This window comes from Corynebacterium sp. HMSC069E04, from assembly GCF_001813175.1.
Lineage (GTDB): Bacteria > Actinomycetota > Actinomycetes > Mycobacteriales > Mycobacteriaceae > Corynebacterium > Corynebacterium aurimucosum.
In genome coordinates, this window is sequence record NZ_KV811674.1 from 21,853 (window position 1) to 37,579 (window position 15,727).

The following is a 15,727-nucleotide window of genomic DNA, read 5'->3' on the forward strand; positions in this document are numbered from 1 at the left end:
GAGGGATGCTCACATATACGCAGAACACCGCCGGTTCGTGTGGACACAAGGAGAATGTGCACTCTCGAACCGGCGGTGGGACTAGCCGCGACGTCTCGCAGACTCTATACGGCGAAGCCGAGGGCCTGGAGCATCTCGCGGCCCTCCTCAGTAATCATGTTCGGGCCCCACGGTGGCATCCAGACCCAGTTGAGCTGGACTGCCTCGGCGAGCTTGTTGCCCACGATGACATCCTCGATCTGCTCGCCGATGACATCAGTGAGCGGACAAGCCGGGGAGGTCAGAGTCATGTTAATGACGCAGGTGTTCTTGCCGTCGATCTCGTCGAGCCAGACGTCATAAACCAAACCCAGATCAACGATGTTGATGCCAAGCTCCGGGTCGATGACATCGCGAAGATACTCGGTGATATCGAAGACCTTGGAAATCTGCTCTTCGGTTTGTTCAGGCTTGACAGCAGCGCCATCAAAGGAAGCATTCTGATCCTGGTAAGGATCAGTGCTGCCACCAGTGGTTTCAGTGTTATCAGCCATCTACTTCTCCAATTCATTCAGCGCTTCGACGGTGGCGGCTTGGAAAGCTTTCCAACCGAGGAGAGCGCACTTTACACGGGCGGGGAACTTGGCTACGCCGGCGAAGGCGATGCCGTCCCCGATGATCTCGTCATTACCTTCAACCTCCCCGCGGGAGGTCACCATCTTCTCGAACTCGGCCAGCTTGGCGTTCGCCTCCTCGAGGGGGATGCCGACGATTTCCTCCGCCATGACAGAAGTCGAAGCCTGCGAGATGGAGCATCCCTCGGCGTCATAGGACACGTCCTCGACGGTGGAACCATCAGGAGACAGCTTCACGCGGAGGGTGAGCTCATCGCCGCAGGAAGGGTTGACATGGTGAACCTCTGCCTGGCCTTCGCGCAGGCCAGAGAATTTCGGGTTCTTGTAGTGGTCGAGGATGACGTCCTGGTACATGGAATCTAGGTTCATGCGCTCACTCCAAAGAAGGTGCGGGCAGCCCGCACTGCCTCTATGAGGGCGTCGACCTCGTCCTCAGTGTTGTACAGGTAAAAGCTAGCGCGTGCGGTCGAATTAGCCTGGCACGCGCGGTGCAGCGGCCACGCACAATGGTGGCCGGTGCGGATGGACACACCATGGGAATCAAGAACCTGGCCCAAATCATGTGGGTGGATCCCATCGACAATGAAGGAGACCGCTCCCCCACGATCCTCGGTGTTCTCAGGCCCGATGATGCGCACGCCGGGGATCTCAGCAAGCTTCTCCAAGGCCAATGCAGTGAGTTTTTGCTCATGAGCGTGGATGGCGTCCATGCCCACCTCGCTCAAGAACTTCACTGCTGCACCAAGGCCCACAACCTGGCTGGTCATCTGGGTACCAGCCTCAAAGCGGGTGGGTGGCTCGGCGAACGTCGAACCCTCCATCTTGACTACCTCGATCATGGAGCCGCCAGTGAGGAAAGGCGGCAGCTGCGCCAACAGCTGTTGCTTGCCGTAGAGAACGCCCACGCCGGTCGGCCCACACATCTTGTGCCCAGAGAACGCGGCGAAATCGACGTCGAGTTCGTGGAAATCCACGGGCATGTGGGGCACCGACTGGCAGGCGTCGAGGACGACCATGGCGCCCACGGCACGAGCACGACGCACCAACTCTGCGACGGGCGCCACGGCCCCGGTCACGTTGGATTGGTGGGTAAAAGCCACGACCTTGACAGAGTCATCGAGCTCGAGCGAATCGAGATCAATGCGGCCGTCCTCAGTCATGGAGTACCACTTCAGCGTCGCGCCGGTGCGCTGGCACAGCTCTTGCCACGGCACCAAGTTCGCGTGGTGCTCCAGTTCGGTGACCACGACGGTATCGCCCTCACCAACATAAAGCTCGCCCGCGCGCTCGTCACTGAGCACATAGGCAACTTCATTCAACGCCTCCGTGGCGTTCTTGGTGAAGGAAATCTCATCGCGATCAGCTCCAACGAAGGCGGCAATGGCCTGGCGAGCGGACTCATAGGCGTCATCAGCCTCCTCCGCCAGCTGGTAAGAGCCACGGTGTACCGGCGCGTTGGTGCCGAGCACGAACTCCTCCTCGGCCTTCCATACCGGCAGGGGACGTTGCGAGGTCGCTCCCGAATCCAGGTACACCAGTGGTTTACCGTCGCGCACGGTGCGCGAGAGGATAGGGAATTGTTCCCGAATCGCAGTAACGTCTAGTTCAGGCATAGGTCCTTGTGCTCGGTTCTTCTTCTCTAGCGTGTCGTGGTGTGGTCGTGATCGGCGCTACTGCCTACTTGAGGAACTGCTCGTAGCCGTCTGCCTCAAGCTGGTCAGCCAGTTCAGCGCCGCCGGTCTTGATGATCTGTCCGTCGGCGAAGACGTGGACAAAGTCCGGGACAACGTAGTTGAGGATGCGCTTGTAGTGCGTGATGAGGAGGATGCCACCCTTGGTCTCCTCCTGGTAGCTGTTGATGCCATCGGAAACGACGCGCAGGGCGTCGACGTCCAGGCCGGAGTCGGTCTCATCCATGACGGCGAACTTCGGCTTGAGGATATCCAGCTGCATAACCTCGTGGCGCTTCTTCTCACCACCGGAGAAGCCCTCGTTCACGGAGCGGTGTGCAAAGGACTTATCGATGGCCAGCTTCTCACGAGCCTCAGTGAGCTCCTTGTTCCACTCACGCAGCTTCGGAGCCTCACCGCGGATAGCGGTCACGGCGGAACGCATGAACTGCGACATCTTCACGCCCGGCACCTCAGTCGGGTACTGCATAGCCAGGAAGAGACCAGCGCGGGCGCGCTCATCGACTTCCATCTCGAGGATATTCTCGCCGTCGAGGAGCACCTCACCCTCGGTCACCTCGTACTTGGGGTGACCAGCGATAACGTAGGACAGAGTGGACTTGCCGGAGCCGTTCGGACCCATGACAGCGTGGGTCTCACCGGAATTGATGGTGAGGTTTACGCCCTTGAGGATCGGCGTGGGCTCACCGTCCTCCTCATGTGGGAGCACCTGCGCGTGGAGATTCTTGATTTCCAGGGTAGACATTGAGTTGGTACCTGCTTTCGGAAAGATTTAAGCGTTGATCTTGGCGAGCTCGTCGACGACGCGGGATTCCAGATCCTCGCGCAGGGACTCGACCGGGATGCGGGAAATGACTTCAGAGAAGAAGCCGCGGATGATGAGGCGACGTGCCTCGGCGGCAGGGATACCGCGGGACATGAGGTAGAACAGCTCGAGGTCGTCGAAGCGGCCCACCGTTGCGGCGTGGCCAGCACCGACGATCTCACCGGTCTGGATCTCCAGGTTCGGGATGGCATCAGCGCGCGCACCCTCGGTGAGGATCAGGTTGTTGTTCGTCTCATAGGTGTCCGTGTTGTTCGCATTCTTGCGGATGAGCACGTCACCGACCCAGCAGGTGCGGGCCTCCGGGGTACGGGAAGCAGAGCCGGCTTCGGCCTTCTGCGCAGCCGTAGCTCCCTGTAGAGCGCCCTTGTAGAAGACGCGGGAGCGGCAGTTTGGCACGTCGTGGTCCACCAGCAGGCGGTTCTCAAAGTACTGGCCGGCATCAGCAAAGTAGACACCGAGCAGCTCGGCATCGCCACCGGGGCCATCGAAAATTACGCGTGGAACGAGGCGCACGATCTCGCCGCCAAAGATAGCGGTGTTGTGGCGCAGTACGGCGTCGCGGCCCACCTTCGCAATCTGGTGGGACAGGTGCACTGCGTCGTCCTCCCAGTCAGCGTCGACGACGACGGTGACCTGGGAGCCGTCGCCCAGCACGAACTCCACGTTGTCTGCGTGAGTGCCGGAACCGACGTACTTAAGAACGATGGTGACCTCCGCGTGATTGCCCACGTGAATGGAGGTCGCGCCAAAGGACGTCACGCCCTCACCTGCGCCGGTGATGGTGATCTCCACCGGCTTGTCGGGACGTGCATCAGCGGCAACACTGACAATCTGGGCCTCCGGCATGGAGCACCACGCCTGAGCTGCAACGCGGTCAGCAGGTGCGCCAGCGGTTCCCAGGCGGTCGTCGTCAGGCGCAACCGTCTCAGAGGTCACGCCTTCCGGAGCCACCACGTCGATCTGCTGCGCCGTAGCCGGTGCGAACTCACCATTATGCAGGCCACGCAGGTTACGCAAGGAAATGAAACGCCAGACCTCATCGCGGCCGTGCGGCACTGGGAAGTCCTCTACGTTGAAGGACGTGAATTGGTCTCCCTTAGTGACGTCAGCAGGATTAAATTCATTGGAAGCTACCACTTAGCCCACCGATCCTTCCATCTGCAGCTCGATAAGACGGTTGAGCTCCAGCGCGTATTCCATCGGGAGCTCCTTAGCAATCGGCTCGACGAAGCCGCGCACAATCATCGCCATGGCCTCTTCCTCAGCGATACCGCGGGACATGAGGTAGAACAGCTGCTCCTCAGAAACCTGGGAGACCGTTGCCTCGTGGCCAAGGGTGACGTGATCATTACGGATGTCATTGTACGGATACGTATCCGACCTCGAGTCATTGTCCACAAGCAAGGCATCACACTCAACGTTGGCAGCGGAGTTCGTAGCGTTAGCGTTGACCTGCACCAAGCCGCGGTAGGCCGCGCGGCCGCCGTTGCGGGCCACGGACTTCGAGACGATGTTGGAGGACGTGTTCGGCGCCATGTGGATCATCTTGGAGCCGGTGTCCTGGACCTGGTTATCGCCAGCAAAGGCCAGGGAGAGGACCTCACCCTTGGCGTGCTCGCCGGTCAGCCAGCAGGACGGGTACTTCATGGTCACCTTGGAGCCGATGTTGCCATCGACCCATTCCATGGTGCCGCCCTCCTCGACCTTGGCGCGCTGAGTCACCAGGTTGTAGACGTTGGTGGACCAGTTCTGAATGGTGGTGTAGCGGCAGCGGCCGCCCTTCTTCACGACGATCTCGATAACACCGGTGTGCAGCGAATCCGAGTTGTAGATCGGCGCGGTACAGCCCTCGATGTAGTGAACGTAGGCGCCCTCTTCCACGATGATGAGGGTGCGCTCGAACTGGCCCATGTTCTCGGTGTTAATGCGGAAGTAGGCCTGCAGCGGGATATCCACGTGGACGCCCTTCGGGACGTACACGAAGGAACCACCGGACCAGCACGCGTTATTCAGCGCGGAGAACTTGTTGTCGCCGGCCGGAATAACAGTGCCGAAGTATTCCTGGAGGATCTCCGGGTATTCGCGCACTGCGGTGTCGGTATCAACGAAGATAACGCCTTGGGCCTCAAGGTCCTCACGGATCTTGTGGTAAACCACCTCGGACTCATATTGCGCGGCAACACCAGAGACAAGTCGCTTCTTTTCGGCGTCCGGAATACCTAGCTTGTCGTAGGTTTCCTTAATGTCATCCGGCAGGTCATCCCAGGTCTGGGCCTGCTTCTCGGTGGAGCGGACAAAGTACTTAATGTTGTCGAAGTCGATTCCGGAAAGATCCGGGCCCCACGTCGGAACCGGCTTCTTGTTGAATACACGCAGCGCCTTAAGGCGGGACTCGAGCATCCATTCCGGCTCGTTCTTCTTCTTCGAGATATCGCGGACGACATCCTCGCTCAAACCGCGGTGTGCAGCCTGGCCGGCTTCGTCGGAATCACGCCAGCCGTACTCATAGCCACCGATGGAAGAGATGATCTCGTCATCGCTCATCTTGGTCTCAAGCCCTGGTGCTGGTTGTGCCTGTGTCAAAGCCCGCTCCTTTCTAGTTCGATTAGTTTTCTTCCCGCTCCGCCGAAGCTGGTGGAACGGGAGTTAAGGGGATATTCGTGGTGCAGATTCCATGGCCATCCGCGATGGAGGCTAAGGGCTGCACATGTTTGCCTAATAGCGCGGAGAAGACTTCCTGTTCAGCTTCACACAACTCCGGGTGCTCGGTGGCCACGTGGGCAACCGGGCAGTGGTGCTGGCAAATCTGTACTCCGTTGCCCACCGACGTCACCGTGGCCGCGTAGCCATGCGCATCGAGCACCTCAGCTAGCTGACGAGCCACCTCCGGAACAGATTCCTCATCCTGTACCAAAGGTGTCACGTCCTCTACGAGGCGTTCGAATCGCGCCTTGGCAAAGCGGCGGACTGCTTCCGGACCACCCGCTTCTCGCAGCGCTGTGAGTGCTTCCGCCGCCAACTGGTCATAGGCGTGACCAAATTGGGCGCGCCCTTGATCCGTAAGGCGGAAATGCTTGGCGGGGCGACCGCGGCCTACTGTTTGCCCGGGACGGGCTGGCGGGCGGCGGTGCACCACCTCGGTGAGTCCTTCCTCCACCAGAATGTCTAAGTGCCGACGGATGCCGGCCGCAGAGAGACCGAGACGTTCACCCAAATACGACGCCGTTACCGGACCGTCCTTGAGAAGCAACAGCATGACGTGTCGGCGGGTATCGCCCTCTGTAGAGCGAGTTTCCCTTGGCAACTCCTTCGTCACGGTGCACACCTCCTTGAATGAAACACTCTCCCTTTAGACAACACTAGTGTTCCTTAATTCATTCCCGATTTCCACTCTTTCATTCGTGTCGCGGGCACCTAGTCGCTTCTCCCCACCGAGCGACTAAGGTAAACAGGCATGAATATGGAGCGCGGCTACACCCAATCGGGGCGATTGCACCGAGTCATCTGGGGTGTGCGCGATGAACTCCCCCGCATGGGAGTCCCGGGATCCCGCTCTGCGCTCCTTCACCAGGATTTTCCCGACTCCCCCGAAGATGCAGATCACGCCGCGCTTGGCGACGTTCACCGCCGCACCATAGCCCAGCTGCGCACACTTTTTAGCCTGAGATGGCTCGGAACCATTGGAGCCTTACTCATTGCGCTTGGCGGCCTAGGTGCCGGTGCCCTGCCCGTCGTGGGTAACCCTTATGAGTCATTGCCCTTTGGCTCGCTCATGACGCGAATGCTGCAATCAGCATCCGCCCTTGTCTTCATTGGTGTCGGATTCATGGTGACGGCCTGGGTATGCATGGCCCCGTTGGTGGGTGCACCGCTGCGCTTGGGCAAGAACTCGGCGAGCGCAAGTACAGGCTCAACACCTAGCGCAGATCCGCGGTTTAGCCACTCCCCGCGAGTAGTCACGCAAAGTCAGATGTGGCGAACATGGTTGGGATGGGTTCTCCCCTTGCTCGTCACCGCGCCGCTGTTTACCCAAGACATCTACTCTTATCTCGCCAACGGCTCCATCGTGCTTCAAGGGCTCGATCCCTATTCCGCGGGCCCCGTGGAACTTTTGGGCGCAGATAATGATCTTGCCCGGTCCGTCCCCTTCATTTGGGCAAACTCCCCTTCCCCCTACGGCCCCGTAGCCTTGGGCTTGGCAGCTGTCGTGAGCTGGCTGACCAACGATTCCATCATTTGGGGTGTGGTGCTGCACCGCGTGTTTTCTCTTTTCGGCATCATCGCTGCCGGCTGGGCCAGTGCACGGCTTGCTACCCGATGCCGTGTATCCCCCGAGGCGGCGCTGTGGCTGGGCATCCTTAACCCCTTGACCATCCTTCACCTCGTCGGCGGAATCCACAATGAATCCTTCATGTTGGGGTTGGCTCTCGTCGGTGTAGAGCTGGGCCTGCGGGCGGTCAATGACGAGCACAACGCCCGATGGCGAGTGTCGGGGTTGTTTCTAGCCTCGGGTGTCCTTATTTCTTGCGCGGGCATGGTCAAGGTCACCGGCTTCATTGGCCTAGGCTTTGTTGGCATGGCGGCGGCTCGCGGGCTCGTCGACAAGCTCGGCATCCCCCCAGTGCGGGCGGTGCTTGGCGCTGGCGTGACCCAATTGCTGGTGCTCGCAGCGTCCATCGCCGCTGTCACTGTCATTACGGGGATCGACATAGGTTGGATTTTCGGTCAGGGCGGCGCAGCAACTATCCGTTCCTGGCTGTCTGCGACAACCTCCGTGGGTGTCGGCGCCGGCTCCCTGGGGATGCTGCTAGGTTTAGGCGATCACACCGAAGCCATCCTCAGCGTCACCCGTACCGTGGGCGTCATTATCGCCGCCGGTTTCATGATCCGCATGCTGTTTGCCACCTACCGCGGCGCAATCCACCCAGTGGGTGGTCTGGGAGTGTCCACCTTTGTGCTCGTGGTGTTTTTCCCCGTTGTCCAACCCTGGTACATCCTGTGGGCCGTGTTGCCGCTCGCCGCGTGGGCTAACCGCCGCTTTTTCCGCTTGGCCGTCATGATCTATTCCGGATTGATGAGCTTCATCGTCCTGCCCCGCGGACTCGGGCTTCCTCCCGGGACGGTATTCATCATCTACCTCGCCGCCCTGGTGACCTTCCTCGCGCTCGCCGCTGCGGGGTGGGTTGTATTGCGACGCTCAGGCGTCCGTGTCCTAGACTAAGGCTCCGTGACTACATCAGCTCTTGTATTGGATAACGTCATTAAGACCTATGGCGACGTCAACGCAGTTAACGGGCTGAGTTTCCGCGCCAAACATGGCGAGATCCTGTGTTTGCTGGGCCCTAACGGTGCCGGAAAGACAACCACCATCGAGATGTGTGAAGGCTTCAAAAAGCCCACTTCTGGCCACATTGAAGTCTTAGGCCTTGACCCCGCTCGCAACCCTGATGCAGTGCGCTCCCGCATCGGCATCATGCTCCAAGGCGGGGGCTCCTACTCCGGCATCAAGGTCAAGGAGATGCTGAAACTCAGCGCCTCCTATAACGAAAATCCTTTGGACCCGGAGTGGCTTCTGGATACCCTCGGGCTGCGCGGGGTGGCAAAGAATAGCTACCGCCGTTTGTCCGGTGGGCAACAACAACGTCTCTCTCTCGCTCTGGCCATCATTGGTCGCCCCGAATTGGTCTTCCTCGATGAGCCCACCGCAGGCATGGATGCCCAATCGCGTCTTGCCGTCTGGGACCTTATCCGCTCTTTGCGGGCCGACGGCGTCACCGTCATCTTGACTACTCATCTCATGGACGAGGCGGAAGCGCTCAGCGACCATGTCGTCATCATCGACCACGGCCGGCTCGTAGCCAGCGGCACCGCAGCTTCCCTCACGGAGACAACCGACATCCCGCAGCTGAACTTTGATACCGCAACCCCGGTGGATCTGGAGGCCTTGCGTGAGGTCGGGATCTCCGCCGAGGCCCTTCGCCCCTTGCACTACCGACTCACCTCTACGGTCAGCCCAGCCGTTATCGCGGATCTCGCCACGGGTTTGGCCGCACAAAACGTTGTCCTCCGCAACCTGCATACCTCGCACCGCAACCTCGAAGAGGTCTTCTTGGACCTCACCGGTCGCGAGATGCGCAGCTAGAACCGCTGCTGATTTCCTCTACTGTTTTTCACCACTTTCTTTGATCAAGGAGACGCTCCATGAGCACCTTCGCACCCGGCACTTTTAGCCCGCACCCGCAGCGCGTCGGCGTAGCGGCCATGGCGCGTGCCCAAGGGGCTATCGAATCCAAACTGATGCTGCGGCACGGCGAGCAACAGTTACTGAGCATCATTATCCCGCTCGCTATCCTGATCGGCGCCGCGAAGCTGAAGGACACTACCGGGCATGGTGTGGATGAGGTTTTCCCCATGGTGCTGGCCGTTGCAGCGACCTCCTCCGGTTTCACAGGTCAGGCCATCTCCTTGGCCTTCGACCGTCGCTATGGTGCACTGAAGCGCACCGGCGCATCGGGCGTTCCTGCCTGGGCCATCGTGGTGGGAAAGATTCTCGGCGTGCTCTCCATGGTGGTGCTCCAGGTCCTTGTGCTCGGCACTGTCGCAGCTATCCTCGGCTTGCGAGTTTCTGCTGGGGGCGCTGCCATCGGCGTGCTGACCTTGGCGTTAGGAGTGGCCACGTTTACAGCCTTGGGCCTGCTGCTGGGCGGAACCTTTAGCTCTGAGGTAGTCCTGGCAGTGGCCAACCTGATTTGGTTTCTCCTTCTCGGGGCCGTCGGGTGGGCGATGTTTTCCCAGGGTCTCGGCGACAACGGGGTGCTCACGCTGGTACCCACGGTGGCCATGGCTGCTGGTCTCGATACCGCCCTCAACGGTTCCTTCCCGGGCATTGAGCTCGTGGTCCTCGTGGTGTGGGCAGCAGTGGCGTCGTTTGCCGCGGTGCGTTGGTTCCGCTTCGAGGGCTAAAAGTGATTCTTCTCCCTTGCGTGGTGTGACCCACCCGTCGATATTGGTTCCGGGGCAGGGCCGAGCGGTAGGCTGAATAGCCGTGAGTACCGCAAATGTTTCTTCTCAACGTCCCCTCGCGCCTGCCGGCGTGGCCTCTGGCCCGTCGCTGAAGATGCAGCGCACTATCGCCCTCATCCTTCTGTTCTGTCAGGGCGGCATTACGGTATCGGGCTCCATTGTGCGCGTCACCGGCTCCGGCCTTGGTTGCGTTACCTGGCCCAACTGCCACCCCGGTTCCTTGGTGCCCATTGAGGGTGCGGCCCCCATGCTCCACCAAGCCATTGAGTTTGGAAACCGCCTGCTGACCTTCGTTGTCGCGGCGGCTGCCATCGCCAGCATCGTGGTCGTTCACAAGGCGCAGCGCCGCAAGGAGCTCAAGGTCTATGCCTGGGCGGGGCTCGCCGGCATCGTGGTGCAGGCACTCATTGGCGCTCTGTCGGTCGTGCTGAAGCTTTCTTGGTGGAGTGTGGCTGTGCATTTCCTCCCGTCGATGGTCTTGGTGTGGATCGCGGCCATGCTCTTTTCCCGCATTAACGAACCCGATGACGGCACTCCCGCTCGCCTCTTCCCCGCCGCGGTGCGCACCCTCGCAGTGGTGGCCACTGTGGCCTTGTCCATCGTTCTGCTGACGGGCACCTTTGTCACTGGCTCGGGTACCCACTCCGGTGATGCCGGCGTGGGCATGGAGGGCCGCCTCGGCGTGGACACCTATGGCATGGCCATCATTCACGCGGTCTGCATGTACGTCTACTTAGCGCTGACGCTCATCGTGGTCTTCCTCTTGCACCGCACCGGCGCTCCCAAGGTGGCGAAGAAGGCCGGCTGGGTGCTCATTGCCTGCATCGTCATACAGTGGGCTATCGGTGTCACCCAGTTCTACCTCCACATCCCCCGCTGGACCGTTCCCTTCCACGTGGGCATGTCCTCAGTGGTCACGGCCTTCACCGCCTTGCTGTGGGCGCATGGCTTGCGCCGCGTCGGCAACGAGGATGGCACAACTGCCAGCACCTCCCAGCGCGGTGGCGAGAACGTCCCCGCCGCCCACAGCTAAGCAGAGCCAACGGAGCCGGTAAAACAGGTACTCGAAGCGCCGCCGTTCTCATCAGGAAGTGAGGATGGCGGCGCTTTTTGCTGCGCGGAGCCCTCGGCTTCGTTTAGCCTAGACACCATGCATGCTATTCAGGTGACCACGACCGGAGGGCCCGAGGTCCTCACCTACGCCGAGGTAGAATCCCCCACGCCGACGAAGGAGCAGCTGCTTGTCGACGTCTCCGTGGCCGGTGTCAACTACATCGACACCTACTACCGCGAAGGCATCTACAACGCCTCCGTGCCGTTCATCATCGGACTCGAGGGAACCGGACGCGTTGTGCACGACCCCCAGGGGGAAATCGCCCCGGGCACGATGGTGGCCTGGGATCACGCTTTCGGCTCCTATGCGGAGCAAGTCTGCGTGCCGCGCGACCGCGTGGTGGCCGTCCCCGACGAGATTCCTTCCGCCGTCGCAGGTTCCATGCTCCTCCAGGGCATGACGGCGCACTACCTCACCCACGGTGTCTATCAGCTGGGGGAAGGTGCGTCCTGCCTCATTACCGCCGGTGCGGGCGGCGTGGGCTTAATCCTCACCCAGATGGCCAAGGCCCTGGGCGCCACCGTCTATTCCGTGGTTTCCACCGATGAGAAGGAAGAGCTGGCCTACGGCGCGGGTGCAGACCACGTGTTCCGCTACAGCAGTGGCTTGGCAGAGCAGGTACGTCGTCACAATGGCGGGCGCGGCGTCGACGTGGTCTACGATGGCGTCGGCAAAGCCACCTTCGGTGAATCCCTTGAGGTTGTGCGGCCGCGCGGCACGGTAGCGCTCTTCGGCGCCGCGTCGGGCCCCGTCCCGCCGATGGACCCGCAGCTGCTGAACAAGCACGGCTCCATCTTCCTCACCCGCCCCTCGCTCGGTGCTTGGACCTCCCAGGAAGGCGAGTTCCAGATGCGCGCCCAGGCAGTGGTGCAGGCGGTCATCGATGGCGACCTCGACTTCCGCATCTCGGCGGAATATCCGCTCGCCGAAGCCGCTCAGGCCCACCGCGACCTCCAAGAGCGCAAAACCACCGGCTCCATCGTTCTGCGCGTAAGAGAAGACTAGTCCAAGGAGTAGCTCCCTGGACTAGTTCGAGATAATTGGAGGTTCGCTGATCTGGTTGGCAGGCCGCCTCGTTAGAAGAGGGCGGCCGACCAGCCCAGCATGCGACCGATGGGTTCCCAGCCCACGACGGCGTCGATAGACAGCCCAATGAAGAGGACTGAGAGATAGTTATTGGAGTAGATGAATAGGCGCATGGGCTTGACCTTTGCGCCCTTCTTCACGCCTTGGTGGAGGCGGATTGCCATCCATAAGAAGACCGCACCGGAGGCCACCGCGGCCACCAAGTAGATCCAGGAGGCTGCCGGGATAATAAGGAAGGTCACGATAACCGTGCCGATGGTGTACCACACAATCTGGCGGGTAACTTCCACCTCCCCGGCAACGACGGGCAGCATCGGCACCCCGGCCTTGCGGTAGTCCTCCTTGTATTTCATCGCCAGCGCCCACGTATGAGGCGGGGTCCAGAAGAAGATGATGAGGAACAAGACTACGGCTTGCCACCAACGGTCAGGCTCCCCCGCCGGTGCGTTATCCCGGATCACCGCCCAGCCCACCATGGCGGGCATACAGCCTGCTAGGCCACCCCAGACAATGTTCTGGGAGTTTCGCATCTTAAGGAACTTCGTGTAGACGATGACATAGAAGAAGTTAGTCAGCAGCACGAAGAACGCCGCCAGCCAGGAATGCGCCAGCACGCCCAGCCAGAAGACGGATAGTGCGAGCATGACCCAAGCAAAAATGGCGGCATTGCGACGCGAAATAGTCTTGCGCACCAGCGGCCGAGCACGAGTGCGCTGCATCTTCTGGTCAATCTCATAGTCCACGACGTTGTTGAACGTGTGGGCCGCAGCGGCACCCATCCATCCGCCAAAGATGGTGGATACGATGAGCCAGAAGTTTGAGGACACCGCCTCGAATCCACGCTGGGCCTGGAGCATAGCCGGGATTGCTGCCACGAGGAGGAGTTCAATGATCCTCGGTTTCGTTAGCGCAAAATAGGCCTTGATGGTCTCCAAGGAATAGTCCTCCGTATATCCGGCACGTGGGTGTATGGCTTATAGGTCTGAAGTAGTGGTCGTCTGCTCGCGCTAAAAAGTTCCCGAGATATCCCGAGAGCTGTGTGGCACGGTCGAGGTTTCCTCTTCGAAGCTCTCGCCAGCCAGATCCGAAAGCGGGGAGCAACGGCGTCAACCATGCCAGACTACCGTCCGAAACCTGGTTTATATAATCCCCCGCCGAAGATCGAAAAACCTTTACACTGATTAACGGTATATCTGTTTCCAGAAGCGAAGTGAGGTTTTCGCCGTGTCGCACGAAAAGTTGTCCCCGGAACTGCAGGCTATGGTTCAGCGCCGTTATCCTTCGGACTGGAGTGACCTCGACACCCGCGCCGTGGATACCGTCCGCGTGCTCGCTGCCGATGCCGTTCAGAACTGCGGCTCCGGCCACCCCGGTACCGCCATGTCCTTGGCGCCTCTGGCCTACACGCTCTACCAGCGCGTGCTCAACCATGACCCAGCCGATGTTCACTGGGCGGGGCGCGACCGCTTTGTCCTCTCAGTGGGGCACTCTTCTCTGACGCAGTATATCCAGCTCTTCCTCGGCGGCTTCGGCCTCGAGATGGAGGATCTCAAGTCTTTGCGCACGTGGGGGTCTAAGACTCCCGGCCACCCGGAGGTTCACCACACCGACGGCGTAGAAATCACCACCGGCCCGCTGGGCCAGGGCCTGGCTTCCGCGGTTGGTATGGCCATGGCCGCGCTCAAGGAGCGTGGATTGTTCGACGCTTCCGCCCCGGCTGGCGAATCTCCTTTCGATCACTATGTCTATGTCATCGCCTCTGACGGTGACCTGCAGGAGGGCGTGACTGCTGAGGCCTCCTCCTTGGCAGGTACTCAGAAGCTGGGCAACCTTATCGTCTTCTGGGATGACAACCGCATCTCCATCGAGGATGACACCAACATTGCCTTCAACGAGGACGTCGCCAAGCGCTACGAGGCTTATGGCTGGCACGTGCAGACCGTGGAGTCCGGTGAGGACGTCGAAGCCATCGAAGCGGCCGCTGCTGCTGCCCGCGCCGAAACCTCCCGCCCTTCCTTCATCCGTGTAAAGACGGTCATCGGTTACCCAGCACCGAACAAGATGAACACCGGTGGCGTCCACGGCGCCGCCCTCGGTGAAGACGAGGTGGCCGCGACCAAGGAAGTCCTCGGCTTCGACCCTGCGCAGTCCTTCCACATCGACGAGGAAGTTCTCGCTCATACCCGCGAGCTGGCTGCCCGCGGTGCACAGAAACATGCTGAGTGGCAGGAGAAGTTCGACGCGTGGGCCGCAGCCAACCCGGAAGAGAAGAAGCTCTTCGACCGCCTCCAGGCACGCGAACTTCCTGCTGACTTCGCCGCCGAGCTTCCCACGTGGGAAGCGGGCGAGTCTCTGGCTACCAGAAAGGCTTCTGAAGCCGCCATTCAAACACTTGCGGCCTCCCTGCCGGAGATGTGGGGCGGTTCCGCCGACCTGGCAGGCTCCAATAACACGGTGATCAAGGGCGCGGAGTCCTTTGGCCCCGAGTCCATCACTACGGATGCCTGGACTGCCACACCTTATGGCCGCAACCTGCACTTCGGTATTCGTGAACACGCCATGTCCGCCATCATGAACGGCATTGCGTTGCACGGCAATACCCGCGTCTATGGCGGTACCTTCCTTATCTTCTCTGAGTACCAGTACCCCGCCGTGCGCCTCGGTGCGCTCATGTCCACCGATACCTACTACGTGTGGACTCACGATTCCATTGGCTTGGGCGAAGACGGCCCCACCCACCAGCCGGTGGAAACGCTCGCTGCCCTGCGCGCCATCCCCAACCTTTCCGTCATCCGCCCGGCCGATGCTAACGAGACGGCCCAGGCGTGGGCGGCAGCACTCGAGTACAAGGCCGCGCCGAAGGGCCTAGCGCTGTCCCGCCAGAATCTTCCAGTGCTTGAGGGCACCAAGGAAAAGGCGGCCGAAGGCGTCCGCCGCGGCGCCTACATCCTTGTTGAGGCATCGAAGGAAACTCCAGATGTCATCCTCCTTGCCACCGGCTCCGAGGTGCAGCTCGCTGTGGAAGCCGCCAAGCAGCTCGAGGCTGAAGGTACTGCCACCCGGGTCGTTTCCGCACCGTGCCTGGAGTGGTTCGATGAGCAGGATGCTTCCTACCGCGAATCCGTCCTTCCCTCCTCGGTCCGCGCGCGCGTCTCCGTCGAAGCTGGTATCTCTATGCCGTGGCACAAGTACACCGGTTCCTTCGGCCGCACCGTGTCTCTGGAGCACTTTGGTGCCTCTGCACCTGCCGCAGAGCTCTTTGAGAACTTCGGTTTCACCGCCGAGGCCGTTGCTGATGCCGCGCGCGAAGCACTGAGCGCGGCGCAGGCAGACTAGTCTCCCGTTCCGAGTTCCCCTCACGAAAGGACCTACA

14 protein-coding genes are annotated in these 15,727 nt (G+C 60.8%); 6 read left to right on the plus strand and 8 right to left on the minus strand.

The window, feature by feature from the left end; all coding sequences use genetic code 11:
* Positions 1-104: 104 nt before the first annotated feature.
* The 7 genes from HMPREF2896_RS06290 to HMPREF2896_RS06320 all read right to left on the minus strand — a co-directional run bounded on the left by HMPREF2896_RS06290 (position 105) and on the right by HMPREF2896_RS06320 (position 6,447).
* A complete protein-coding gene (locus HMPREF2896_RS06290; RefSeq protein WP_070444828.1) occupies positions 105-533 on the minus strand; it encodes a metal-sulfur cluster assembly factor in 429 nt (142 codons plus the stop codon).
* Complete coding sequence (gene sufU / locus HMPREF2896_RS06295) at positions 534-983, minus strand: Fe-S cluster assembly sulfur transfer protein SufU (protein WP_070718502.1); 450 nt, start codon at positions 981-983, stop codon at positions 534-536.
* Complete coding sequence (locus tag HMPREF2896_RS06300) at positions 980-2,227, minus strand: cysteine desulfurase (protein WP_070643502.1); 1,248 nt, start codon at positions 2,225-2,227, stop codon at positions 980-982. The genes sufU and HMPREF2896_RS06300 overlap by 4 nt, the downstream gene beginning before the upstream one ends.
* A gap of 64 nt (positions 2,228-2,291) precedes the next feature.
* Positions 2,292-3,050 carry a Fe-S cluster assembly ATPase SufC gene (gene sufC / locus HMPREF2896_RS06305; protein WP_070444843.1) on the minus strand — a complete coding sequence of 253 codons (759 nt, stop codon included), beginning with the start codon at positions 3,048-3,050 and terminating at the stop codon, positions 2,292-2,294.
* Positions 3,051-3,077: 27 nt separating this feature from the next.
* Complete coding sequence (gene sufD, locus HMPREF2896_RS06310; protein ID WP_070444846.1) at positions 3,078-4,268, minus strand: Fe-S cluster assembly protein SufD; 1,191 nt, start codon at positions 4,266-4,268, stop codon at positions 3,078-3,080.
* Positions 4,269-5,675, minus strand: coding sequence for a Fe-S cluster assembly protein SufB (sufB, locus tag HMPREF2896_RS06315; RefSeq protein WP_201829579.1), 1,407 nt, complete (start codon positions 5,673-5,675; stop codon positions 4,269-4,271).
* A gap of 61 nt (positions 5,676-5,736) precedes the next feature.
* A complete protein-coding gene (locus HMPREF2896_RS06320; protein WP_070444851.1) occupies positions 5,737-6,447 on the minus strand; it encodes a helix-turn-helix transcriptional regulator in 711 nt (236 codons plus the stop codon).
* Between the two features lie 138 nt (positions 6,448-6,585).
* On the opposite strand from HMPREF2896_RS06320, the gene mptB reads away from it, so the two are divergent.
* The 5 genes from mptB to HMPREF2896_RS06345 all read left to right on the plus strand — a co-directional run bounded on the left by mptB (position 6,586) and on the right by HMPREF2896_RS06345 (position 12,273).
* Positions 6,586-8,352, plus strand: coding sequence for a polyprenol phosphomannose-dependent alpha 1,6 mannosyltransferase MptB (gene mptB / locus HMPREF2896_RS06325; RefSeq protein ID WP_070710610.1), 1,767 nt, complete (start codon positions 6,586-6,588; stop codon positions 8,350-8,352).
* A 6-nt stretch (positions 8,353-8,358) separates the two neighbouring features.
* Positions 8,359-9,273: an ABC transporter ATP-binding protein gene (locus HMPREF2896_RS06330; protein ID WP_070444857.1), complete on the plus strand. Its 915-nt coding sequence runs from the start codon at positions 8,359-8,361 to the stop codon at positions 9,271-9,273.
* A 59-nt stretch (positions 9,274-9,332) separates the two neighbouring features.
* Complete coding sequence (locus tag HMPREF2896_RS06335) at positions 9,333-10,094, plus strand: ABC transporter permease (RefSeq protein ID WP_070710608.1); 762 nt, start codon at positions 9,333-9,335, stop codon at positions 10,092-10,094.
* An 82-nt stretch (positions 10,095-10,176) separates the two neighbouring features.
* Positions 10,177-11,187, plus strand: a complete 1,011-nt coding sequence (locus HMPREF2896_RS06340) for a COX15/CtaA family protein (RefSeq protein WP_070718506.1) — start codon at positions 10,177-10,179, stop codon at positions 11,185-11,187.
* Between the two features lie 117 nt (positions 11,188-11,304).
* Positions 11,305-12,273: a quinone oxidoreductase family protein gene (locus HMPREF2896_RS06345; RefSeq protein ID WP_070444867.1), complete on the plus strand. Its 969-nt coding sequence runs from the start codon at positions 11,305-11,307 to the stop codon at positions 12,271-12,273.
* Positions 12,274-12,344: 71 nt separating this feature from the next.
* Here the strand turns inward: HMPREF2896_RS06345 and HMPREF2896_RS06350 are convergent, their stop codons facing one another.
* Positions 12,345-13,289: a heme o synthase gene (locus HMPREF2896_RS06350; protein ID WP_010186753.1), complete on the minus strand. Its 945-nt coding sequence runs from the start codon at positions 13,287-13,289 to the stop codon at positions 12,345-12,347.
* A 325-nt stretch (positions 13,290-13,614) separates the two neighbouring features.
* On the opposite strand from HMPREF2896_RS06350, the gene tkt reads away from it, so the two are divergent.
* Positions 13,615-15,690: a transketolase gene (gene tkt / locus HMPREF2896_RS06355; RefSeq protein WP_210388749.1), complete on the plus strand. Its 2,076-nt coding sequence runs from the start codon at positions 13,615-13,617 to the stop codon at positions 15,688-15,690.
* Positions 15,691-15,727: the final 37 nt, after the last annotated feature.